Source organism: Gordonia aichiensis (genome assembly GCF_039946255.1).
GTDB lineage: Bacteria > Actinomycetota > Actinomycetes > Mycobacteriales > Mycobacteriaceae > Gordonia > Gordonia aichiensis_A.
The window spans coordinates 169,619-191,096 of record NZ_JBCDWL010000008.1 but is presented as its reverse complement, the minus strand read 5'-3'; the positions used below and the strand labels follow the sequence as shown (position 1 = coordinate 191,096).

The 21,478-nt window shown below is 68.6% G+C and carries 22 protein-coding genes and 4 tRNA genes; 6 read left to right on the top strand and 20 right to left on the bottom strand.

The window, feature by feature from the left end; translation table 11 throughout:
- Positions 1-91: 91 nt before the first annotated feature.
- The 8 genes from nusG to AAFO60_RS11985 form a co-directional block, all read right to left on the bottom strand.
- A complete protein-coding gene (gene nusG / locus AAFO60_RS12020; RefSeq protein ID WP_347956428.1) occupies positions 92-829 on the bottom strand; it encodes a transcription termination/antitermination protein NusG in 738 nt (245 codons plus the stop codon).
- Positions 830-883: 54 nt separating this feature from the next.
- Positions 884-1,270 (bottom strand): preprotein translocase subunit SecE, encoded by a 387-nt coding sequence (gene secE / locus AAFO60_RS12015; protein WP_347956427.1) that lies wholly within the window; start codon positions 1,268-1,270, stop codon positions 884-886.
- Positions 1,271-1,309: 39 nt separating this feature from the next.
- Positions 1,310-1,382 (bottom strand) — tRNA-Trp (locus tag AAFO60_RS12010).
- A 145-nt stretch (positions 1,383-1,527) separates the two neighbouring features.
- Positions 1,528-2,622 carry a fused (3R)-hydroxyacyl-ACP dehydratase subunits HadA/HadB gene (locus AAFO60_RS12005; protein WP_424308708.1) on the bottom strand — a complete coding sequence of 365 codons (1,095 nt, stop codon included), beginning with the start codon at positions 2,620-2,622 and terminating at the stop codon, positions 1,528-1,530.
- Positions 2,623-2,811: 189 nt separating this feature from the next.
- Positions 2,812-2,979 (bottom strand): 50S ribosomal protein L33, encoded by a 168-nt coding sequence (rpmG, locus tag AAFO60_RS12000; protein WP_347956426.1) that lies wholly within the window; start codon positions 2,977-2,979, stop codon positions 2,812-2,814.
- Between the two features lie 81 nt (positions 2,980-3,060).
- Positions 3,061-3,134 (bottom strand) — tRNA-Met (locus AAFO60_RS11995).
- A 36-nt stretch (positions 3,135-3,170) separates the two neighbouring features.
- Positions 3,171-3,243, bottom strand: a tRNA-Thr gene (locus AAFO60_RS11990).
- Between the two features lie 123 nt (positions 3,244-3,366).
- A tRNA-Tyr gene (locus AAFO60_RS11985) sits at positions 3,367-3,447 on the bottom strand.
- Positions 3,448-3,570: 123 nt separating this feature from the next.
- Here AAFO60_RS11985 and AAFO60_RS11980 point away from each other — a divergent pair.
- Positions 3,571-4,062: a YajQ family cyclic di-GMP-binding protein gene (locus tag AAFO60_RS11980; protein ID WP_347956425.1), complete on the top strand. Its 492-nt coding sequence runs from the start codon at positions 3,571-3,573 to the stop codon at positions 4,060-4,062.
- 252 nt (positions 4,063-4,314) lie between these two features.
- On the opposite strand, the gene htpX is transcribed toward AAFO60_RS11980, so the two are convergent.
- Together htpX and AAFO60_RS11970 are read right to left on the bottom strand one after the other, a co-directional pair.
- Complete coding sequence (gene htpX / locus AAFO60_RS11975) at positions 4,315-5,184, bottom strand: zinc metalloprotease HtpX (protein WP_347956424.1); 870 nt, start codon at positions 5,182-5,184, stop codon at positions 4,315-4,317.
- A 137-nt stretch (positions 5,185-5,321) separates the two neighbouring features.
- On the bottom strand, positions 5,322-6,341 hold the full coding sequence (locus tag AAFO60_RS11970) for a polyprenyl synthetase family protein (protein ID WP_347956423.1): 1,020 nt from the start codon (positions 6,339-6,341) through the stop codon (positions 5,322-5,324).
- Positions 6,342-6,440: 99 nt separating this feature from the next.
- Between AAFO60_RS11970 and AAFO60_RS11965 the strand changes: the two genes are divergently transcribed.
- On the top strand, positions 6,441-7,700 hold the full coding sequence (locus AAFO60_RS11965; protein WP_347956422.1) for a geranylgeranyl reductase family protein: 1,260 nt from the start codon (positions 6,441-6,443) through the stop codon (positions 7,698-7,700).
- 24 nt (positions 7,701-7,724) lie between these two features.
- Here the strand turns inward: AAFO60_RS11965 and AAFO60_RS11960 are convergent, their stop codons facing one another.
- From AAFO60_RS11960 to menD, 3 genes are read right to left on the bottom strand one after another with little or no spacing between them, the layout of a single operon-like run.
- Positions 7,725-8,441 carry a demethylmenaquinone methyltransferase gene (locus AAFO60_RS11960; protein ID WP_347956421.1) on the bottom strand — a complete coding sequence of 239 codons (717 nt, stop codon included), beginning with the start codon at positions 8,439-8,441 and terminating at the stop codon, positions 7,725-7,727.
- Between the two features lie 10 nt (positions 8,442-8,451).
- Entirely contained in the window at positions 8,452-8,880 is a 429-nt protein-coding gene (locus tag AAFO60_RS11955) for a DUF3592 domain-containing protein (RefSeq protein ID WP_347956420.1), read from the bottom strand.
- Positions 8,877-10,568 carry a 2-succinyl-5-enolpyruvyl-6-hydroxy-3-cyclohexene-1-carboxylic-acid synthase gene (gene menD, locus AAFO60_RS11950; RefSeq protein WP_347956419.1) on the bottom strand — a complete coding sequence of 564 codons (1,692 nt, stop codon included), beginning with the start codon at positions 10,566-10,568 and terminating at the stop codon, positions 8,877-8,879. The genes AAFO60_RS11955 and menD overlap by 4 nt, the downstream gene beginning before the upstream one ends.
- A 78-nt stretch (positions 10,569-10,646) precedes the next feature.
- On the opposite strand from menD, the gene AAFO60_RS11945 reads away from it, so the two are divergent.
- The 3 genes from AAFO60_RS11945 to AAFO60_RS11935 all read left to right on the top strand — a co-directional run bounded on the left by AAFO60_RS11945 (position 10,647) and on the right by AAFO60_RS11935 (position 13,624).
- Positions 10,647-11,264 carry a class I SAM-dependent methyltransferase gene (locus AAFO60_RS11945; RefSeq protein ID WP_347956418.1) on the top strand — a complete coding sequence of 206 codons (618 nt, stop codon included), beginning with the start codon at positions 10,647-10,649 and terminating at the stop codon, positions 11,262-11,264.
- A 23-nt stretch (positions 11,265-11,287) separates the two neighbouring features.
- Entirely contained in the window at positions 11,288-12,544 is a 1,257-nt protein-coding gene (locus AAFO60_RS11940; protein WP_347956417.1) for a saccharopine dehydrogenase family protein, read from the top strand.
- Between the two features lie 84 nt (positions 12,545-12,628).
- Positions 12,629-13,624 carry an alpha/beta hydrolase gene (locus AAFO60_RS11935; RefSeq protein WP_347956416.1) on the top strand — a complete coding sequence of 332 codons (996 nt, stop codon included), beginning with the start codon at positions 12,629-12,631 and terminating at the stop codon, positions 13,622-13,624.
- 6 nt (positions 13,625-13,630) lie between these two features.
- On the opposite strand, the gene AAFO60_RS11930 is transcribed toward AAFO60_RS11935, so the two are convergent.
- The 6 genes from AAFO60_RS11930 to AAFO60_RS11905 form a co-directional block, all read right to left on the bottom strand.
- Positions 13,631-14,287, bottom strand: a complete 657-nt coding sequence (locus tag AAFO60_RS11930) for a PaaI family thioesterase (RefSeq protein ID WP_347956415.1) — start codon at positions 14,285-14,287, stop codon at positions 13,631-13,633.
- 42 nt (positions 14,288-14,329) lie between these two features.
- Positions 14,330-15,013, bottom strand: a complete 684-nt coding sequence (locus AAFO60_RS11925) for a TetR/AcrR family transcriptional regulator (protein ID WP_347956414.1) — start codon at positions 15,011-15,013, stop codon at positions 14,330-14,332.
- 4 nt (positions 15,014-15,017) lie between these two features.
- The gene (locus AAFO60_RS11920) at positions 15,018-15,794 is read right to left on the bottom strand and encodes an enoyl-CoA hydratase (protein ID WP_347956413.1); all 777 of its coding nucleotides are present in this window, start codon (positions 15,792-15,794) and stop codon (positions 15,018-15,020) included.
- Between the two features lie 38 nt (positions 15,795-15,832).
- Positions 15,833-16,927: an enoyl-CoA hydratase/isomerase family protein gene (locus AAFO60_RS11915; RefSeq protein WP_347956412.1), complete on the bottom strand. Its 1,095-nt coding sequence runs from the start codon at positions 16,925-16,927 to the stop codon at positions 15,833-15,835.
- A 226-nt stretch (positions 16,928-17,153) separates the two neighbouring features.
- A complete protein-coding gene (locus AAFO60_RS11910) occupies positions 17,154-17,573 on the bottom strand; it encodes an HNH endonuclease signature motif containing protein (RefSeq protein WP_347956411.1) in 420 nt (139 codons plus the stop codon).
- Positions 17,548-18,564, bottom strand: coding sequence for a DUF222 domain-containing protein (locus AAFO60_RS11905; RefSeq protein ID WP_347956410.1), 1,017 nt, complete (start codon positions 18,562-18,564; stop codon positions 17,548-17,550). Before AAFO60_RS11905 ends, AAFO60_RS11910 begins: the two co-directional genes overlap by 26 nt.
- 614 nt (positions 18,565-19,178) lie before the next feature.
- Between AAFO60_RS11905 and AAFO60_RS11900 the strand changes: the two genes are divergently transcribed.
- Positions 19,179-20,135, top strand: coding sequence for a 1,4-dihydroxy-2-naphthoyl-CoA synthase (locus AAFO60_RS11900; protein ID WP_347956409.1), 957 nt, complete (start codon positions 19,179-19,181; stop codon positions 20,133-20,135).
- 218 nt (positions 20,136-20,353) lie between these two features.
- On the opposite strand, the gene AAFO60_RS11895 is transcribed toward AAFO60_RS11900, so the two are convergent.
- Positions 20,354-21,406, bottom strand: coding sequence for an LLM class F420-dependent oxidoreductase (locus AAFO60_RS11895; RefSeq protein WP_424307455.1), 1,053 nt, complete (start codon positions 21,404-21,406; stop codon positions 20,354-20,356).
- Between the last annotated feature and the right edge of the window lie 72 nt (positions 21,407-21,478).

The window sequence follows — 21,478 nt, the reverse complement described above, 5'->3', positions numbered from 1 at the left end:
CTCTTGTCCTTTTTCCTACAGATCCGCGCACGCTGGATACGCGGAAGTCTCTTCTCTCACGCAGCCGGTCGTCGGCCGCGACGCCGTGACGCTAGATCTTCTCCACCTGGTTGAAGCCGAGCTCGACCGGCGTCTCGCGACCGAAGATCGACACCAGCACCTTGACCTTGCGCTGCTCGGTGTTGACCTCGCTGATCGACGCCGGGAGGGTGGCGAAGGGGCCGTCCATGACGGTGACCGACTCGCCGACCTCGAAGTCGACCTCGACGAGGTTCGACGCGGCGGCCGCAGCGGCTTCGACGCTCTCACCGGCTGCCGCGGCAGCCTTGGCGGCCTCGGCCTTGCGGACCTCGGCGCGCGGCATCAGGAACTGCACGACTTCCTTGATCGACAGCGGCGACGGACGCGAGGTCGTCATACCGATGAAGCCGGTGACACCGGGAGTGTTGCGGACCGCGCTCCACGACTCGTCGTTGAGCTCCATGCGCACCAGGATGTAGCCGGGCAGCACCTTGCGGTTGACCTTCTTCTGCTGCCCGTTCTTGATCTCGGTGACCTCTTCGGTCGGCACTTCCACCTGGAAGATGTAGTCGCCGACGTCGAGGTTCTGAACGCGGGTCTCGAGGTTGGTCTTCACCTTGTTCTCGTAGCCCGCGTACGAGTGGACGACGTACCAGTCGCCCGGGAGACGACGCAGTTCGGCACGCAGTTCGGCGACCGGATCGACGGGCTCGGGTGCGGCCTGCTCTGCTGCCGTCTCCGCCTGCGTGGCCTCGGTGGTCTCGTCACCGATCTCCGGCGATTCGATCTCATTCTCCGGGGTGCTCACTGCCCCACGCTCCTTCGTTGGTCACTCGGGCGGCCGCCCGGTAGTAATTGCCTGTCAGCCGAACACCAGCAGGGTCAGCTTCGCGAACCCGATGTCCAGGCCCGCGGTCATCGCCGTGATCAACACGACGAAGACGAAGACCGCGATCGAGTAGTTGACCATCTCGTTCCGAGTCGGCCACACCACCTTGCGCATCTCCGAAACGACCTGCTTGAGGAAGATCCAGATCCGGACGAACGGATTGCGGCTCTCGCGGGTGTCGGTGACGACCGGCGACGAGGTCCGCTCGGCGACGGCCGTCGCCGAACCGGCGGCGCCGGCGCGGCGACCGCGCGCTGAACGCTTGCCGCTGGGGCGCAGTTCCTCGGACTCGGACAAGTCGACGTCGACCACCAGATCGTCGTTGACCTCGCCGGAAGCCTTGCGATCTCGCTTGGCCACCTTCTCACCGATCCCTTCGTCTGCTAGTGCCCCGATGGGCAGGGGCGACAGGACTTGAACCTGCAACCTGCGGTTTTGGAGACCGCTGCTCTGCCAGTTGAGCTACGCCCCTTTGCCCGGACCCGTCGGCCCGAGCTCTGTACTGAGCCTAACAAGACCAACGCGCCACCATCAGGCAGCGCGCAAGTCTGAAGCATCAGACTCAAACGAGTGTAGAGCAAAGGAGTCCCTCACCCCAACTCGGGTCCGTCGGCGGGTCAGTTGAACTGCACCAGCGCCTGCGCGCGACCGAAGATCTTTCGCCCTGATTGGGTCCCGACCAGCGCAATCACGCCGCGTCGGGTCTCGGGATCGAGCGACTTGATCTTTCCACCGAAGTCGACGTGCGCGGTCCCGACCGCCGGCACATAGACCGGAGAAGTGAAGCGAACGTTGTACTCGTAGATCGCGGCGGGGTCTCCGACGAAGGCACCGATGACGGCCGCGCCGAGCCCCATCGTCTGCATTCCGTGCGCGACGACGCCGTCGAGGCCCACCATGGCGGCCACCTCGGGCGAGAAGTGGATCGGATTGGGGTCGCCGGCCACACCGGCGTAGTTGACGAGATTCCCGAGCGTCAACGGCTTGGTGACCACGGGCAGCTCCTGACCCACCCGCAGGGTGTCGAAGTCGATCGCTCCGTACGGCCGCGGCGCGAGGACCGGATCGGGCCGCTCGTACCGCACGAACGGCCCGTGCACGGTCTTTCCGATCGCCGGTTCGACGTCGATCTGCATCATCACCTGCCCCAGCTTGGCGAGCAGGTCCTCGTCGACCTGGACCGCCGCACGGGCGACGACCGAGGTGTAGGTGGTCATCACCGGCTCCTCGTGCTGGTTCCAGATGACGTTCTTGGTCACGAGCAGGTCTGCCCCCATGGACCGCCGGAAGGACTCCAGCGAGACGTCGCAGACGAGTTGGTCGCCGAGTTGGATCGGGCGATGGAACACCAGCCGCTGGTCGGTCTGCATGATCTGCCACGCGTCGTAGCCGGTGATGATGTCCTCGAACAGCCGGCGCTGCGCGGTGAGCCCGAGGACCGAGACGAAGGTGGGCGCCGCGATCAGCGTGTCGTGGCCGAGCGCCCGCGCGGCCGCCTCGTCCCAGAAGACCGGGTGAGAGTCCTGTACGGCTCGCGCGTGCTTGCGGATCTCCTGCCGCCCGACCTCGTAGTAGTCGTCGACGGTGTACTTGAATCCGACCAGCGCCGCGGTGCGCTCAGCCACCTGCTCTGCGGTCAGCGCACCCGATTCGTCCGCCGCGAGCGCGGCGTCGACAGCCGCGTCATCCATCTGTTCGGCTACTGCCGTCATCTCTCAACCTCCGCGGCATCCGGCCGCCACCTCATCGCCCCGTCCCCCAGCCGCAGACGACATGTCCATCGAACGATTTCGCTGTCGATTGTGTAATCTGCGTCGGCCACAAACCAAATCGAGCGGGGCACCTCACTGTGTGAGGTGCCCCGCTCGAGGTAGTCTGTCGGTCGCGTCGCGACCAGCGCGCTAGCGCGACTCCTTGTGGTTCTCGTGCTTGCCGCAGTTCGGGCAGAACTTCTTCAGCTCGAGACGGTCGGGGTCGTTACGACGGTTCTTCTTGGTGATGTAGTTGCGGTGCTTGCACACCTCGCATGCCAAGGTGATCTTCGGCCGTACATCAGTTGAGGAAGCCACTTCGTTGCCTACTTTCGCGTCTTGCAGTTCTTCGGACCCACGCTCGAAGGCCCGCAGTCCCACCGGCGTAGACGGTATGTGTAGCGGTGGGGGGACTCGATCCCCCGACCTCACGATTATGAGTCGTGCGCTCTAACCAGCTGAGCTACACCGCCCTGTTCGATCGTCCACCGGCGGTGGACAATCAAGCGAGCCCCCTGACGGAATCGAACCGTCGACCTTTTCCTTACCATGGAAACGCTCTGCCGACTGAGCTAAGGGGGCGAGAACACTGACCGTCCGGATGAATCCGTTGTGATCGGTGAGCCTCAACGAGGTTACACACACTCTTCGAGTTTAACCAAAACTGCTGGTCGCGCTCGGTTTCGCGTGATGTGACTCTCGCAGTGGCAGATGAAGGATTCGAACCTTCGTAGCTTGCGCGACGGATTTACAATCCGCTCCCTTTGGCCGCTCGGGCAATCTGCCGTGTCACGTTCCGGAGCCGTCCAGCAAGATCTGGAAGCTCTTGAAAGCAACGGGAGATAGAATACAACGATCTCCCCCCGTCCATGCAAACCCGCTGTTCAGGGCACTGATAATGTGGGGCGCATGGCTGATTCTTCGTTTGACGTCGTGAGCAAGGTCGACCGCCAGGAGGTCGACAACGCCCTCAACCAGGCCGCCAAGGAGCTCTCCCAGCGGTACGACTTCCGCGGCACCAACACCGGCATCGACTGGTCCGGCGAGGAGAAGATCGTGATCTCCTCCGACAGCGAGGAGCGCGCGCTCGCGGGTCTGGAGGTCTTCAAGGAGAAGCTGATTCGCCGCGACATCTCCCTCAAGGCCTTCGACGCCGGCGAGCCCGTCGGCTCGGGCAAGACCTTCAAGATCTCCGGCGACATCGTTCAGGGCATCGACTCCGACCACGCGAAGAAGATCGCGAAGAAGATCCGCGACGAGGGCCCCAAGGGCGTCAAGGCGCAGATCCAGGGCGACGAGCTACGTGTCTCGTCCAAGAAGCGCGACGACCTGCAGGCCGTCATCGCCCTCCTCAAGGGTGAGGACTTCGGGATCGCCCTGCAGTTCGTGAACTATCGGTAAGTAGGTCTTCCACTCATCCGGTTCCGTGACCGGCGGTGCGGGTGGAAGTTCTGCCTCGGCAGTCCTCGCTTCTCGGCTAGCGCCTCGGCGCTGCGGAGGGCTCGGCAGAACTTCCACCCGCACCGCCTTCGTCGCGTTCGAGCTCTCACGGCCTTGGCGTTCCTCTGCGGCGTTCCAGCGGACCGCAGGCTGCCGGCTGCGTCTTCAGTGCCCCGCCCCGCGCCGGCACACACGACCGAGAACGAGAACCCGTCAGTACCGCTGACCGCCGTCGCGGGCCATCTGCTGCAGCCGCGCGATCCGATCGGCCGTCGGCGGGTGGGTGGAGAACAGCTTCGACAGCTTCTCCCCCGCACGGAACGGGCTCTCGATCATCAGATGCGACTGGTTGGCGAGGTCGGGGGTGGGCGGAAGCGGGGCGGCGGCGATGCCGCCCGAGATCTTCGACAGCGCGGAGGCCAGCGCCAACGGGTCGCCGGTGAGTTCGGCGCCGGACTGATCGGCCTGATACTCGCGCGACCTCGACACCGACATCTGGATCACCATGGCCGCCACCGGGCCGAGGACGGCGATCAGGATCATCGCCAGCGGGTTGGGACCGTTGTCCCGATTGCCGCCGAAGGCGCCCATCCACATCGCCATGTTCGCCAGGCCGCTGATGACGGCGGCCATCGCGCCGGCCACCGAGCTGATCAGGATGTCACGGTTGTACACGTGCGAGAGCTCGTGGCCCAGGACGGCGCGCAGTTCCCGCTCGTTGAGCAATTCCATGATCCCCGAGGTGCAGCAGACCGCGGCGTTCTTCGGGTTCCGTCCGGTCGCGAAGGCGTTCGGCGACTCGGTGGGGCTGATGTACAGCGCGGGCATCGGCTGGTGCGCCTGCGTCGCCAGATCGCGCACGATCCGATACAGCGCCGGGGCCTGCACTTCGGTGACCGGCTGGGCGTGCATGGCACGCAACGACAGTTTGGCGCTGTTGAAGTAGGCGTAGGCGTTCGTGCCCACGGCCAGCAGCACCGAGAAGGCGAGGATGGTCGGGCTGCGGAACATCGCGCCGATGCCGACGATGATCGCCGACATCAAGCCCATCAACGCCGCGGTTTTGAGCCCGTTGAAATGCATGGCACCTCGCTGTCAGAAGAACGTCACTCACAGTGGCAAACGCGCCGGAGCACCTCGAAGTTCCAGGCGTTAGCTGTCTCACTAGAGCCGAACTCTACAACGCGAGCGCGCCCGGGCGTACGCCCTCGGCGCGCTGGTCAGCCGACCCGGTCGACGGTGTAGCGCACCAGCGAACCGAAGGCCTCATTGGCCGGTCCGGCCGGCAGGCTCGCGAGCAGCCCGTCGGCTTCGTCGGCCATCGCCTCCAGGCGGGCCTGGGCGGCCTTCATCCCCGCTGAGTCGACCAGCAGGTGCAGCGCCTCGGCGACCTCGTCATCGTCGGTGAGCGGGCGCGGCGCACCCGTGCCCGGTTCGGTCAGCAGGTGCCGCAATCGCAGCTCGTCCGGTCCGTCGCCGGCCAGTGACAGCAGCACCGGCAGGGTGTGCACGCCCTCGCGCAGATCGGTGCCCGGCGTCTTTCCCGAGTCCCCGGTCACCGAGGCGATGTCGATGATGTCGTCGGACACCTGGAACGCGGTGCCGACGACGTCGCCGAGCCGGGCCAGGGTGTCGACGGTGACCTGATCGGCGCCCGCGGTGTAGGCACCGAACCGGCCCGCCGTCGCGATGAGCGATCCGGTCTTCTCCCACACGACCTTGAGGTAGTGCTCGATGGGATCGCCGCCGGCGCTGACGCCGACGGTCTCGCGCATCTGCCCGGTGACGAGCTCGGCGAAGGTGTCGGCGATGATCCGGACCGCCTCGGGACCGAGCGTGGAGACCAGGTGTGAGGCCCGGGCGAACAGGAAGTCGCCCGCCAGGATCGCGATCGAGTTGGACCAGCGGGCGTTGGCGGACAGCGCGCCGCGACGCAGCGGCGCCTCGTCCATCACGTCGTCGTGGTAGAGCGTCGCCAGATGCGTCATCTCCAGCACGGTGGCCGACGTGATGACGTCGGCGCTGCCCGGCTCGGGCCCGAAATGCGAGGCGAGGATCGCGAACATCGGCCGGAAACGCTTGCCGCCCGCCTTCGCCAGGTGCGTGGCGGCCTCGACGAGGATGTCGTCACCCGACGACAGCTCGCTGATCAGCAGATCCTCGACGCGCTGCAGTGACTGCTGCACCTGCTCGGCGAACTCGCCGGTTCCGAGGTCCAACCCGGTAAAAGTGGACTTCACGTGTCTGGCCCAATCCCCATCGGTGATCCGAACGCCGCGGTTTCGTCGTTCGGCGACACCAGAAGCGTAACCGCTCCCCGTGACAGACATACTGGTCGGGTGACCAGCGCATCGCCCGCGGAGGGCATTCCCGATTCCGCCGACCTCCTGGTGGTGGGCGCCGGACCGGCCGGTTCGGCGGCTGCGGCCCAGGCGGCGGCGCGCGGGATGGACGTGGTTCTGCTCGATGCCGCGGTGTTCCCGCGCGACAAGACCTGCGGCGACGGCCTCACCCCGCGGGCGGTGGCGGGGCTGCAGCGCCTCGGCATGGGGTCGCTGCTCGACGGACGCCCCCGCATCCACGGACTCGAGTTGAACGGCTGGGGGTCCCGCACCCGCGTCCGGTGGCCCGGCGCCGACCGGTTCGGCCCGGTGGGCAGCGCCATCGCACGATCGGAGTTCGACGACGCCGTCCGCCGCCAGGCCCTCTCCGCCGGCGCGCAGATGGTTTCGGGCGCGAAGGCGATCGGCGCACAGTTGGTGGGCGGGCGCATCGAAGCGGTGACGGTCACCTCGGGCGGGCAGCGTCATCAGATCCGGACCCGCGATGTGATCGTCGCCGACGGCGTCCGCTCGGGACTGGGCAAGTCGTTGGGACGCCAGTGGCATCGGGACACCGCATTCGGGGTCGCTGCGCGCTCGTACGTCGACTCCGGTCGCGCCGACAGCGAGTGGATGGGCTCGCACCTGGAGTTGCGCGACCCGGACGGCCGACTGCTGCCCGGATACGGCTGGGTGTTCCCGCTCGGTGACGGCACGGTGAACGTCGGGGTCGGTGCCCTGGCCACCGCACGACGTCCGGCGTCGATGGCCTTGCGGCCGATCCTGGAGCATTACGCGCAGATGGTGTCCGACGACTGGCGGCTGACCTCGCCGCCGCGCTCGATCACCTCGGCGCTGCTGCCGATGGGCGGCGCGGTCAGCGGGGTGGCCGGCGCCAACTGGATGCTGATCGGTGACGCCGCCGCCTGCGTGAATCCGCTCAACGGCGAGGGCATCGACTACGCCCTGGAGACCGCGGCGCTCGCGGTCGACATGCTCGGGACCGAGTCGGACTACGCGGCGGCATGGCCCGCCCTGTTGCGCGCCGAGTACGGTACGGCCTTCGCCGCCGCCCGCCGCGCCGCCGGGCTGCTGACCGTCCCGCAGACGGTGCCGCTACTGGGCCGTCCGGGAATCCGCTCCCCTCGGCTCATGTCGGCGGTGGTGCGGGTGATGGGCAACCTGTTGACCGACGACGACGCCGATCTGATCGCCCGCGCCTGGCGCAGCGCGGGCCGGGTGACCGCCGGTCTGGAGACCAGACCGCCGTTCAGCTGAGAGCCCGCGGGCCAGGCCGGCCTCTCAGCCCCGCTTGACTCCGCGATGGATCGCGACGATTCCGCCGGTCTGGTTCTGCCAGGTGACCTCGCCGAACCCGGCCGCGGCGATCAGCTCGGCCAGGCCCGCCTGATCGGGCCAGGCGCGGATCGACTCCGCCAGGTACACGTAGGCGGCCGGGTTGCTCGACACCTTGGTCGCGACCGCGGGCAACGCCTTCATCAGGTACTCCATGTACACCGTGCGGAAGGGCGCGAGCGTGGGCGTGGAGAACTCGCAGATCACGACGCGGCCGCCGGGCTTGAGAACCCGGTTCAGCTCGCCCAGCGCGGTGGGGACGTCGTTGACGTTGCGCAACCCGAACGAGATCGTCGCGGCGTCGAAGGAGCCGTCGGCGAAGGGCAGGTGCAGCGCGTCGGCGGCGACCTTCGGCACCCTGCGCGCCGCGCCGGCCCGCAGCATCCCGAGGGAGAAGTCGGCGGCGATGCAGGTCGCGCCGGACGCCGCCAGTTCGACCGTCGACACGGCGGTGCCGGCCGCCAGGTCCAGGACGATGTCGCGCGGTTTGAGGTCGAGTGCGCGACGGGTGTTGCGGCGCCACCGCCGATCCTGCCCGAAGGAGAGCACCGTGTTGGTCAGGTCGTAGCGGCGGGCGACGCCGTCGAACATCTCGGCGACCTCGGCCGGGTCCTTCTCGAGGCTCGCGCGGGTGCCCGCGCCGTCGTCGGTGCTGTCAGTCATGCGGTCCAGACTAATCACGGCGGGAGCGCCGACCGGCCTCGGCCACCCCGAGCATGAGGACGATCACCAGCAGCCATCCGGCCGCGACGACCGACAGCGCCGGCGCGATCGACAGGGCCGCGTCGCGCCCGACTGGCCGCGCGAGGTTGTCGGGGTCGCTCGCGTCGTAGTCGACCAGAATCCGCTGTCCGTCCGACAGGTGAGTCGGGTACAGCAGGCCGAGCTTGGGGTTGCGCAGCACCCCGTCGGGGGTGACGAAGTTGACGGCCGCGTGCAGACGGTCGGCGGAGATCACCTCGGCGACGGCGGTCGCCTTGTCGGCGTCGATCTTGGCGTCGTTGCGGTAGGCGCCCGCGATGATCACCGCACCGATGAGGGTCACCACGACGCCGAGGGCCATCAGCGCGATCTGAGTGCGCCGCTGCACGGTCCGGGTCATGGTTGCTCAGGATAGCCGGAGCCGGCCGCGGCCCTGGCGCTGATCCGAGCGTGCAGGTCGCGCAACCCCTCCCGGCTGGTCCGGACCTCGACCACCTCGATGCCTCCTGCCGGTGCCGGTTCGGCGAGGACGGCGGGCAGCTCGGTCAGGCTCGCACGGCGGTAGGCGATGGAGAAGCCCGCGCACATCGCTTCCAGGTCGGTGCGGTGCGGGGTGCCGAAGATCCGGTCGTAGACGCCGAGGTAGGCCTCCCGGGCGAACCGCGGATCGCCCTGCTCCAGCAGCCCGAAGATGCCGCCGCCGTCGTCGTTGGCGACGACGATCCGCAGGTCGGTGGGCCGCGGCTCGTCCGGCCCGATGATCAGTCCGGTCGCGTCGTGGATGAAGGTGAGGTCACCCATCAGGGCGACGGTGCGGCCGGAGTCGCCGGCCAGGGCGGCGCCGATCGCGGTCGCGTTGGTGCCGTCGATGCCCGCGACCCCACGATTCGACATGACGGTGACGCCGTCGGCGACGTGCCCGGCCAGCGCGATGTCGCGAATCGGATTGGAGGCCCCGACCACCAGGGTGTCGCCGGGGGCGAGGGCCGCGGCGACGGCGCGCGCCACGTGCAGACCGGTGGTCTCGCCGGCGGCGTCGAGTTCGGCGGCGACCGCGCCGCGGACCCGAGCGCCCACCCGAGCGGCCTCGTCGAGCCAGCGCCGATCGGGCTGTCCGACGGCGACGGCGCGGGTTCCGGTCGCCATGACGTTGCCGGACACGTCGGGCCAGCGGGGGCCGGTGGTCAGGGCGTACACGTCGACTGCCCGGTCGGCGAGCAGCCGGGAGACCGAGCGGTGCAGGGTGGGCCGGCCGCAGATGATCGCCTGCTGCGGCGCGAGTTCGCCGAGCGCGAGCGGCGGCAGCGCGTTGGCCGGGTGCGGTGCGGTCGGCTCGGCGACGGTCGGCAGGGCGGCGAGTTCGGGATGGCTGCCTGCACCGTGACCGGCGACGACGACCGTGTCGCGTGACAGGTCGATCTCGATCGGGATGTCGAGCCGACCGACCGGCGAGGTCGTCCACGGCGCGCCGCCGGGCCGGCCGGCGAAGCGACCGCCGTCGACCACGGCCAGATCGGTGTCGGGTCGGTCGTCGGGCCCGGGTACCAGCGGTTCGCGCAGTGGAATGTCGAACTGGACGGGGCCTGCGTTCCCGGTCCGGGCACCGCGGGCGGCGGCGAGCACCCGCCCGACTGCCGACCGCCACTGCGAGTTGGTGTCGAGATCCTCTTCGGCGAGCCCGAGGCTGATCGCCGCCCGAACCTGGGTGCCGAACATGCCGAACTGCTCGATGGTCTGGTTGGCTCCCGAGCCGAGCAGCTCGTAGGGACGGTTGGCGCTGATCACCACCAGCGGCACTCGCGCATAGTTCGCCTCGAACACCGCGGGTCCCATGTTCGCGACCGCGGTGCCCGAGGTCATGACGATCGGGACCGGCGCGCCGGAGGCGACGGCCAGCCCCAAGGCCAGGTAGCCGGCCGAGCGCTCGTCGATCCGCACGTGCAGCCGCAGCCGCCCCTGGGCGTCGGCGGCGTGGAGGGCGAAGGCCAGCGGCGCGTTGCGCGACCCCGGGCAGAGCACGGCTTCGGAGGCGCCGCCGCGGATCAGTTCGTCGACGATCACGCGCGCCTGCAGGGTGGACGGATTCATGAACGTAACCATAGGTGTCGGCGGGTCGGCGACCGCGAACGGCCCGAGCCGCTCGGCCTCCTCGCCTACCCTCGAGGCATGGGTGTCTACGCCGAGCGCGTGCTTCCTCGAATCATCGCCAGAACCTGCGGAATGCCCGCGATGGATCGCCTGCGGACCCGAGTCTGTGAGCCCCTGACCGGCGACGTGGTCGAGATCGGTTTCGGCTCGGGATTCAATGTCGGCCGCTATCCGGCGGCGGTTACCCGGGTGGCCGCCGTCGAACCCAGCGACGGCGGCTGGCGACTCGGCCGCGACCGGATCGCGGCCTCGTCGATCCCGATCGAGCGCGCCGGCCTCGACGGGCAGCGACTGCCCTTCCCCGACGACTCGTTCGATTCGGCGCTGTCGACGTTCACCATGTGCACCATTCCCGACCTGCCCGCGGCGCTGGCCGAACTGCGTCGCGTGGTGAGGCCGGGCGGGGTGCTCGCCTTCCTCGAGCACGGACGCGCGCCCGAACCGGGCGTTCGCCGGTGGCAGCGTCGTCTCGAACCGATCCAGAAGCGTGTCGGCGGCGGCTGCCGTCTCACCCGCGACATCCCCGGGCTGATCCGCGAAGCCGGTTGGCACATCATCGAACTGGACGAGTTCTACGCCGATGCCGCACCCAAACCGTTTGCCGCATTCTTCCTCGGCTGCGCCCGCAACGGTTGAGCTCGGGCAGTAGGGTCGAACCCATGAGTCGCGAATTCGACGTCGTCGTGTTCGGAGCCACCGGCTTCGTCGGCGAACTGACCGCCCAGCATCTGGCCGACCATGCACCGTCGGGCACCCGGATCGCCCTCGCCGGCCGTTCGGAGACCAAGCTCGCCGCCGTCCGGCGCCGCCTCGGCGCGCAGGCCGCCGACTGGCCGCTGATCGTCGCGGACTCGGACTCCCCGGCCTCCCTGGACGCCATGTGTGCACGCACCCAGGTGGTCTGCACCACGGTCGGCCCCTACCTTCGGTACGGCGAGAACCTGGTGATCGCCGCCGCCACCGCGGGGACCGACTACGTCGACCTGACCGGCGAGGTCCCGTTCGTGCGCCACTCCATCGACAAGGCCGACGAGATCGCGGCCGCGTCGGGCGCCCGCATCGTGCACTCCTGCGGGTTCGACTCGATCCCCTCCGACCTGGGCGCCTACCTGCTGCATCGCACCATCGCCGACGATGAGGCCGGCGAGATGACCGACACCACGCTGGTCGTCACCTCGCTGCGCGGCGGCGTCTCCGGCGGCACCGTCGACTCGATCCGGGTGATCGCCGAACAGGCCAAGGACGCTGAGACGCGCAGGCTCATCATGAATCCGCAGGCGCTCTCCGGCGGCGCAGGCGACACGCCGAGGGTCGGCCTGAACTCCGAGCCCAGCGACATGACTCCGGTGGACGCGAAGAAGGTCGATCCGAGCCTGCGCGGCACCCTCGCCCCGTTCTTCATGGCCTCGTACAACACGCGGGTGGTTCGCCGCTCCAACTACCTGCTCGACGGTGCCTACGGCGACGGCTTCCGCTACCAGGAGACGATGTCGGTCGGCGGGGTCCCGGGCCTGTCCGCAGCACTCGCCGGCGTCGTGACGGTCGGGACGGGCGCCTTCCTCGGCGCCATGAGCTTCGCTCCGACCCGCAAGATCCTCGACCTCGTGCTGCCCAAACCCGGCAGCGGCCCCGCCGCCAAGACCCGCGAGACCGGTAATTTCGTCACCCAGACGTTCACGACCACCACGACGGGTCGCCGCTACCGCTCGCAGATGAGGGCCCACGGGGACCCCGGATACAAGGCCACCGCGGTCATGCTCGGCGAGAGCGCGCTGGCGCTCGCGTTGAATCGCGACCAGCTCCCCGACCGCGCCGGTGTGCTCACGCCCGCGGTCGCGATGGGCGACGTCCTCGTCGATCGATTGCAGGCGGCCGGGTTCGTCGTCGAGGCGCACGAGCTGACCCGGCGAGACTGAGGCGAGCGGCCGGCACCGCTATTCTGGACCGCGATCTTCGGGCCGCCGGCCCGAGGTCCGCCCGAGATGGAACGAGAACGCCCGATGCCGACACCCCTGACCGACCCCGAATCCGCTCCGGCCGCGCCGGGCGGAACGACCGTGCATCCGGTGTCGAGTCAGCGCACCGCGCTGCTGTACTGGGGTGCGCGCTCCACCCTTCGCCATCTGTATCGGGCGTGGCCGCTGAGCGATCGGGGCATCCGCTCCCTCGGAATGCTGGAGAACGGTTTCGGTCGCCTGCCGCTTCCGGCCGGTGTCGACGTGGTTCCGACGATGCTCGGCGGGGTGCCCGCGGAGACCGTCACCCCGACCGCACCGACCGACCGCGCGCTGACCGCGACGGTCGTGCTGTACCTGCACGGCGGGGGCTTCCTGTTCTGCAGTCCCGAGACCCACCGACACCTGTGCCGCACCCTGGCGGTGGGTTCGGGCGCTCCCGTCTACTCGGTCCGCTACCGACAGCTGCCGGAGGCCGGGGTGGGCACGGCCGTCGACGACGCCTACAACAGCTTCTGCGCGCTGCGCGAGCTCGTCGGCGACGAGGTCTCGATCGTCGTCGCCGGAGACTCCGCGGGTGGCTTCCTGGCGGCGAAGATCTGTGAGCTGGCCGCCGCCGACGGCATCGTCGGGCCGGCCGCCCTGGTCGGCTATTCGCCGCTGCTCGATCTCGACGCCACCTTCGACGACGGGCCGTGGACCAGGAAGGATGCGTTCATGCCCGCCCACACGGTGCGACGGGCGCAGCAGCTCTGGGACCGCGGGCCGCTCCCGCTGCGCGGTGCCCGATCATTCGATCGGTGCGCCCCCGAGATCTTCCCACCGACTTTCCTCACCACGGTCGAGAACGAGGTGATCGAACCCGCGATGCTCGATTTCGCGGCCCGGTTGCGGTCGGCCGGCGCCCCCGTCGAGGTGCACCGGTGGCGACGCGGCCTGCACGCCTTTCCGGTTCTCGACACGTCGACGCCGGAGAGCCGCAAGGCCACGGCGTTGACGATCGAGTTCCTCCACCGGGTCCTCGGCGGGCCGAAGGACTGACGCCGGTCAGGCCTGCCCTGGTTTGAGCGCGATGAACAGCGCGTCGACCTCCGCGCACAGACGCTCTCCCGCGCACAGGGTGCCGCGCACGAACAGCTTGCGACCCTCGTGCTTCTCGACCCAGGTCCGCATGACGAGGGGTTCGTCGAGCGGAGTCAGCGACCGGTAATGCACGGTGAGGTAACCGGTGCGGGCGACGCCGCCGAGTTTGAGGGCGGCCGCCATGCCGCCGAGGTCGTCGAAGGCCACCGCGACGTGACCGCCGTGTGCGACGCCGTTGCCGCCGAGGTGGAACTTGCGGAAGGTGACCACCGCGTCGACGCCGTCGGGACCGCCACGGCGGACCTCGTACGGCGGCAGGGTGATGTTGCCTCGCGCCGGCAGGTCGACCCGAGTCCCCGACGGGGACGTCCATTCATCGACGAGCATCGTGTCGAGCTTCGCGTTGAGCCGGACCAGGTCGTCGATCACCTCGTCGGCCAGGTCCGCGGTCGGTGCGGCGTACCGGACCTTGTCCATGAACGAGCGGACCTGCTCGATCATCTCCCCGTAGCGCGGACCGCCGCGTTCGGTGGTCACTGCGAGGTCTGCGCGGAATCCGCCTTCGTGGGGCGAACCCTCACGTGCCGGAACGTTCCACTCCTGGTCGGGTGCGCCCTTCATCGCTTCACCGTATCTGCTGTTATGTCGCACCCTGCAGGCGGCTCACTCTGCGGGGTCGCTCCGCGCCAACAGCACGTCGATCTTGGTCTCGATCCCGGTGAGTCGTTCCTGGACGAGTCGATCGACCGGCGGAATCCAGGCGCCGATCACCAGGTCGACGATCTGTCGGCCGACGTCGGCGGTGTGCACCGGGCGACCCGCGTAGCGCTGCCCGCGGGCACTGTGCTCCAGGGTGCCGAAGATCATGTCGCGCACCAGCGGCGTCGGCAGGTCCGCGACGATGTCGCCGTCAGCCTTCATCTCGTCGATCACGCTCGTGTACAGCCTGGTGTACCGACGGTTGGAGTCGATGACGACCTCGGCCAGCTCGGTTCCGGGGAAGGCCTGTGCTGTGTGGATGTACACCTGCACCAGGTCCCACTGGTGGGCCATCACCGCGCACCAGTCGTTGACGAGACGACGCAGCCGCAGTGTCGCCGGCGTCTCCGCGTCAAGGACGACGGCTTCCCCCTCGCGTTGCAGCCCGTCGTAGAACTCGCGGGTCACCGCAGTCAGCAGACCGAGCTTGCTGGCGTAATGGACGAAGACGGTGCCCTCCGAGACTCCCGCGCGGCGGGCGATCTCGGCAGTGGTCGTGGCCTGGAATCCCGATTCGGCGAAGCAGGCGGCGGCCGCGGCGCGCACGGCGCCGCGGGTCCGCTCGCTTCTACCGCCGGGCGGAGTCACCGACTCAGCGATGGGTGAACTCCGGGTCGCGCTTCTCGACGAAGGCGGCCATGCCCTCACTCTGGTCGGCGGTGCCGAACAGCGAGTAGAACAGGCTCCGCTCAGCGCGCACACCCTCGGTGAGGCCGGACTCGTAGGCGCGGTTGACGGCCTCCTTGCCGTACGAGGCGGCGATGAACGACTTGCTCGCGATGGTGGTCGCGACCTCGCGCGCCACGGTCAGGACCTGGTCGGCGGGGACGACGCGGGAGACCAGGCCGAGGCGGTCGGCTTCGTCGGCCTTCATCTGACGTCCGGTGAGGATCAGGTCCATGGCCTTGGCCTTCCCGACTGCTCGGGTGAGCCGCTGTGAGCCGCCGATGCCGGGGATCACGCCGAGGTTGATCTCGGGCTGCCCGAAGCGGGCGTTGTCGCCGGCGATGATGATGTCGCACAGCATCGCCAGTTCGCAGCCGCCGCCGAGCGCGTAGCCGGACACCGCGGCGATGATCGGGGTCCGCGCACGAGTCAGTTCGTCCCAGGCGACGAAAAGCTGTTCGGCGACCACGTCGCTGAGGTCTTTACCCTGCATCTCCTTGATGTCGGCGCCTGCGGCGAAGGCCTTCTCCGAGCCGGTGATGACGATGGCGCCGATGCCGGGGTCGGCATCGAAACCGCGAACGGCCTCGACGACCTCGCCCATGAGCTCGGTATTGAGGGCGTTGAGGGCCTTGGGCCGATTCAGGGTGATGACGGCGACGCGGCCGTCGGTTTCGGTCAGGATGGTCTGGTAATCGCTCATGTGCTCAGTCTTTCGATGGTGTGGACGGCTTCGCGCGCTCAGCCGTCGATGGTCAGTTCGAGGTCCGCGGGCAGCGGCGCGAAGAAGGCGTCGACGGCGTCGACCGTCACCTCATTAAGGTGTGCCGGCTGCCAGGCCGGGTTGCGGTCCTTGTCGATGACCTGCGCGCGGATGCCTTCGACCATGTCGTGGTTGCGCACGCAGCGCAGTGCCAGGCGGTACTCGCGGTGCAGAGCCTCGTCCAAGGTCGGGAGCGGATTGCGCAGGGCACGCAGGGTCACCGACAGGGTGGTGGGACTCTTGGCGCGCATCGCGGCAACCGCCTTGGCTGCGGTCTCGGCGACCGCGGCGTCCTCACCTCGTCGCTCTGCGACGGCTTCGCAGCGCGTGATGATCTCGGCAACGCTGTCGGCGTCGAAGGCCGCGGCGATCCAATCGCGCTGGGCGAACAGCGCCGAGGCCGGCGGAGTCTGCGCGAACTTCGCCAAGGCGTCGTCGAGCGACGTGTCGGCGATGGCCTCCACGAATGCGTCGAGGTCGGCTGCCGGAACGTAGTGGTCGGCGAAGCCGAGGGCGACTGCGTCGGCGCCGTTGATGGAACCCGCGGTGAGGCCGAGGTAGACGCCGAGGTTGTCGGGGATCTGCGCCAGCAGGTGGGTGCCGCCGACGTCGGGGATGAACCCGATGCCCGTCTCGGGCATGGCCAGGCGGGTGCGATCGGTGACGACCCGCGTGTTGGCGTGAGCGGACACTCCGACCCCGCCGCCCATCACGATGCCGTCCATGATCGCGACGTACGGCTTGGGGTACTTGGCGATCTCGGAGTTGAGCTGGTACTCCTCGCGCCAGAAGACCGCGGAGGGGCAGGCTGCGGCCTGCGCATCGTCGGCGCCGGCCGCGAGGAGTTCGGTGGCGTCGCGATGGATGGAGACGATGTCGCCACCCGCGCACAGTCCCCTCTCGCCCGCTCCCGACAGGACGACGGCGACGATCGCGTCGTCGTCGCGCCAGCGCCGCAGCGCCGCCGCCATCAGGTCCACCATCTCGTCGTTGAGCGCGTTGATCGCCTTCGGCCGGTTGAGCACCAGGTGCCCCACCCCGCCCCGCTCAGACACCACGACGGGCTGATCCATTCAGTCCTCCTACGACTCTCCACTGCCATCGCCACCCGGAATCAGAGTGGCACTCATTTTCCAAACCTAACACCTGACCTCAATGAATAGAAGACAAGTATGGAGCAAGGTGGAGACATTTGAGCGTCACTCACGAGCCGCCGGAGCGGCAGTTGCGGCGGACCGCCAGCCGCACACGCCTGACGCGTCGACTGCGGGAGGGGTCGGCGACCACCGCATCCGTCGCTCATGCGGCGGCGGTGGGTGCGGTGGTCATCGTGCGGCGTGCGTTGGAGCGGATCGGTTCCCGCGAACCCACCGGACGCGCCGGGTCGGCCGGTGGCTGGAACCAGGGATGCCGGTCGTGGCCGATGAACACCTCCCAGCCGGTGTGATGGACGACGGTGTGGTGCATCCGGCACAGGGGCACACAGTTGTCGACCGCCGTCTCACCACCCTGCGACCAGGGCACGCAGTGATGCGCGTCGGTCCACGACACCGGGCGCCCGCAGCCGGGGAACGCACACCCGCGATCACGCGCCTCGAGGGCCTTACGCAAAGCCACCGTCACCAGACGGTGCTCGCGGCCCACATCCAACGGCGCCGACTCCGCGTCGAGGACGACCCGCCGCATCGCGGCCTCACACACCACCAACCCCACCGTCATGGGCGAGACCGGCCCGGTGAACCCGAGAGAAGCCACCGACAGCACTGGACACCGCAGTCGGCTGTCCGCCCGTCTCGGTGCGGGCAGTCTGAGTGTGGGTGGGGACGATCAGCGTCACATGCGGCAACACCCCGCCCGAGGCGGTCGGGCGGTCGCGTCCGGTCAGGTAGCCGCGCACGATCTGCCCGAACGCCTCAGCTCGCCGCTGCCCGACCGTTCGCGGATCACGCGACCCATCCGGCAGCGGCACCGGCCGACACAGCGGATCGAGTGCCTGGTGCAACTCCTCCCCAGACAGGGCGTCCAGGTCGAGGGTGGCGGTGGTGCGGCCATCGGCGCCGGTGGTCAGGGTCATCTCGTTCAGGTCGGGCCGCTCGGCCACCGGCACCACCTCCGACTCCGGATCGGCGGGATCGGGAGCGGGCGCCCATTCAAGGGCCAACTCGCGGGCACGGGTATCGACGTCGGCCGGCGTCACCTGCACGATGAGCCTGCGCGCCAGATCCTGCCGGGACTGGTCATCGAGCGGGACCCGCTTGCTCACGAACGCGACCCCACGCCCGACCGCATCACCATGCTCAAGCGAGACACCACCGGTACGAGCCTGCCGGGACAGGTCCGGCAACCCCGCTGCGGCCGCGCCGACCCGGGCGAGTCGGTAGGCGACGACTGGTGGGTGCCCGAGTTCGCGCAGCAGATCGCTCGCGCGTTTGACGCGTTTGCGGGCCGGGATCCCGGCCCGCTCGGCCGCCTGCGTAGCGTCGGCGAGGGTGGTGGTGCACAGGTTGAGCAGCCGGGTCACCTCCACCAACACCGCCAGGATGAGCCGATCGTCGGCGCCGGTCGGCGACGGTGCGGCGAACACCCGGGCCAGCTCCCCACCCGAGGCGCCCGGTGAACCCGCCGAATCCGGCGGATCGAGTGCGTCGCTGAGCTGGTCAGCGACGTCGGTGACAGCATCAACCACGGTCCTGGTCATCGTCATGGTCATGACTCCCCCCTCTCCACGACCCGGTCACCAACAGTTTCAGGATCACCGAAAACCGTTGGCGGCGGACGTGATTCCGGTCTTGAACTCCCCCACAGAAGACTGTGTCGGTCACCGACCGCCGTCCTGCGAGGCAAAATACGGTTGAACGACAAAGCAGTTGGAAATGCAGATGCGCTGCGCGTGGTCCATCACCCGGATGTCAGACCGCCGCCCGCCACTGGAGGGAGCCTCACCCCGGGGTCTCGATACGTCCTCGGCTAGCGCCTCGGACTACTCGACCAACCTAAAAAGGAGCGACCACCCAACCCGAGGAAGCTCCCAGAGCCGGCGGCGGTCTGACATTTGCCGCCGCGTACCCACCCTTGCGCCCTCAGCAGTGCCGTGGGCGTAGTCGGTGTCGCCATGCACGCGACGCGCTATCAAATTCTCAAAGAACGAGAAGCAACCCCTGAGGGCCACCCAATCGATCATATGTTCTATGATACACATCACATTCGACTAGAGCAAGGGTCTGATCGATAACGAACGTCGGCAGGCAGAAGAAGGGCACGACCACCGGTGGGGACGAGCGCATCTGACGAGCAGAGAAAGGGCCCCGACTACGCTCAGAGCACATGACGACCGAAACCACCTCGCCTTTCGACCCGACCCAGTGGCGCCCCGTCGCCGGATTCGAATCCCTGACGGACATCACCTATCACCGCCACGCCGGGGAGGGTCGCGCCAACGGCATCGTGCGCATCGCCTTCGACCGACCGGAGGTTCGGAACGCGTTCCGTCCGCACACGGTCGACGAGTTGTATCGGACGCTCGATCATGCGCGCCGCTCCCCCGATGTCGGCACGGTCCTCCTCACCGGCAACGGCCCGTCGACCAAGGATGGCGGTTGGGCCTTCTGCAGCGGCGGTGACCAGCGCATTCGCGGCCGCAGCGGGTACCAGTACGCGACGAGCCACGACGCTGACGAAGCAGCCGCGACGGTCGAGGGAGTCGACGAGGCACGGGTGAAGGCCGAGGGCGGCCGACTGCACATCCTGGAGGTGCAACGGCTGATCCGCACGATGCCGAAGGTCGTCATCGCGGTTGTCAACGGATGGGCTGCCGGCGGCGGACACTCACTGCATGTGGTGGCCGACCTGACACTCGCCTCCCGCGAGCATGCGCGGTTCAAGCAGACCGACGCCGACGTGGGCAGCTTCGACGCCGGGTACGGCAGCGCCTACCTGGCCAAGCAGGTGGGCCAGAAGTTCGCGCGCGAGATCTTCTTCCTCGGCGAGGCGTACGACGCGGAGACGATGCATCGGATGGGGGCGGTGAACCGCGTCGTCGACCACGCCCAGTTGGAGACCACGGCGATCGAGTGGGCGCGGGCGATCAACTCGAAGTCGCCGACCGCCCAGCGGATGCTGAAGTTCGCGTTCAACCTGACCGACGACGGACTGATGGGCCAGCAGGTCTTCGCGGGCGAGGCGACCCGGCTCGCGTACATGACCGACGAGGCGGTCGAAGGCCGGGACGCCTTCCTGGAGAAGCGCGACCCGAACTGGGACGCGTACCCCTACTACTACTAGACCGACCGCGTACTAGACCGACCGCGGCCCGCTGCCGACCGACCGCGCTCTCAGCCGACCGCGGTCTCAACGACGCGAAACGCCCCCGGGTCAACTCCGGGGGCGTTTCGCATCGATCTTTCGACAGACTCCGGCGCAGATCCGCACCCGACCCGCCGATTTCGCTGCCCGGACCCCTCGCGCCCCCGCCGCGATCGCCAGTCGCCCGAAAGCTCTGATCAGCCGATCAGTTCGCGCAGCACGCCCATGTCGGCGACGCGCTGCTCGTGCGTGTGCGCGGCGGGCGAGGCCAGCAGTACGCCGACCCCGCTGGTCCGGAAGCGCTCGATCTGCTCGGCGACGGCCGACCGCGGGCCGATCAAGCTGATGGCGTCGATCAGGTCCTGCGGGACGGCGGCGGCCGCCTCGTCCTTGCGTCCGTCCAGGTACAGGTCCTGGATCAGCTTCGCCTCGTCGACGTAGCCGTAGCGCTGCACGAGCGAATTGTAGAAGTTCTTGCCGCGCGCACCCATGCCGCCGATGTAGAGGGCCGAATGGTGACGGACGGTGGCCTGCGCGGCCGCGATCTGGTCGGCGTCCTCGGTGATGAGAGCGCTGGCCTGAACGACGATCCGCAGTTCGGGCAGCGACGGATCGCGCTTGGCCCGACCGGCGGCGAGCGGTTCGCCGAAGGCCGCATCGACGTGGTCGGGATGGTAGAGGAAGGGCTGCAGTTCCTCGAACATCTCGGCGGCCAGTTCGACGTTCTTGGGGCCGATGGCCGCCAGCAGCATCGGGATGCGCTCACGGACGGGGTGGTTGATGATCTTGAGCGCCTTGCCCAGGCCGCTGCCGCCGTTCTCCTTGGTGAGCGGCAGCTCGTAGTGCTTGCCCTGGTACTCGACCCGCTCGCGGCGCCACACCTTTCGGCAGATCTCCGCGTTCTCCCGAGCCCGACCGAGCGGGTAGTCGTATTTGACGCCGTGGAAGCCCTCGATGACCTGCGGGCCGGAGGCGCCGATGCCCAGGACGGCGCGACCGCCGCTGATGTAGTCGAGTCCGGCCGCGGTCATCGCCAGGTTGGTCGGGGTACGCGAGTACATCGGCAGGATGCCGGTCTGCAATTCCATCTTCTCGGTGCGCGCAGCGATGTAGCCGAGTTGGCTGACGGCGTCGAACGAGTACGCCTCCGGGACGGTCACCCGGCCCACGCCTACCGACTCGAAGTCGCGGAGATTATCGATGGTCTCGCGGAAATCGCCCGCATAGTTGATCGGCATGCCCAGCGTCATCGGCGTCATGGGCCGATTCTGGCACACGCCACCGACACCGTCTGCGCAAGGAGCGGCGGACCGGCCCCCGCG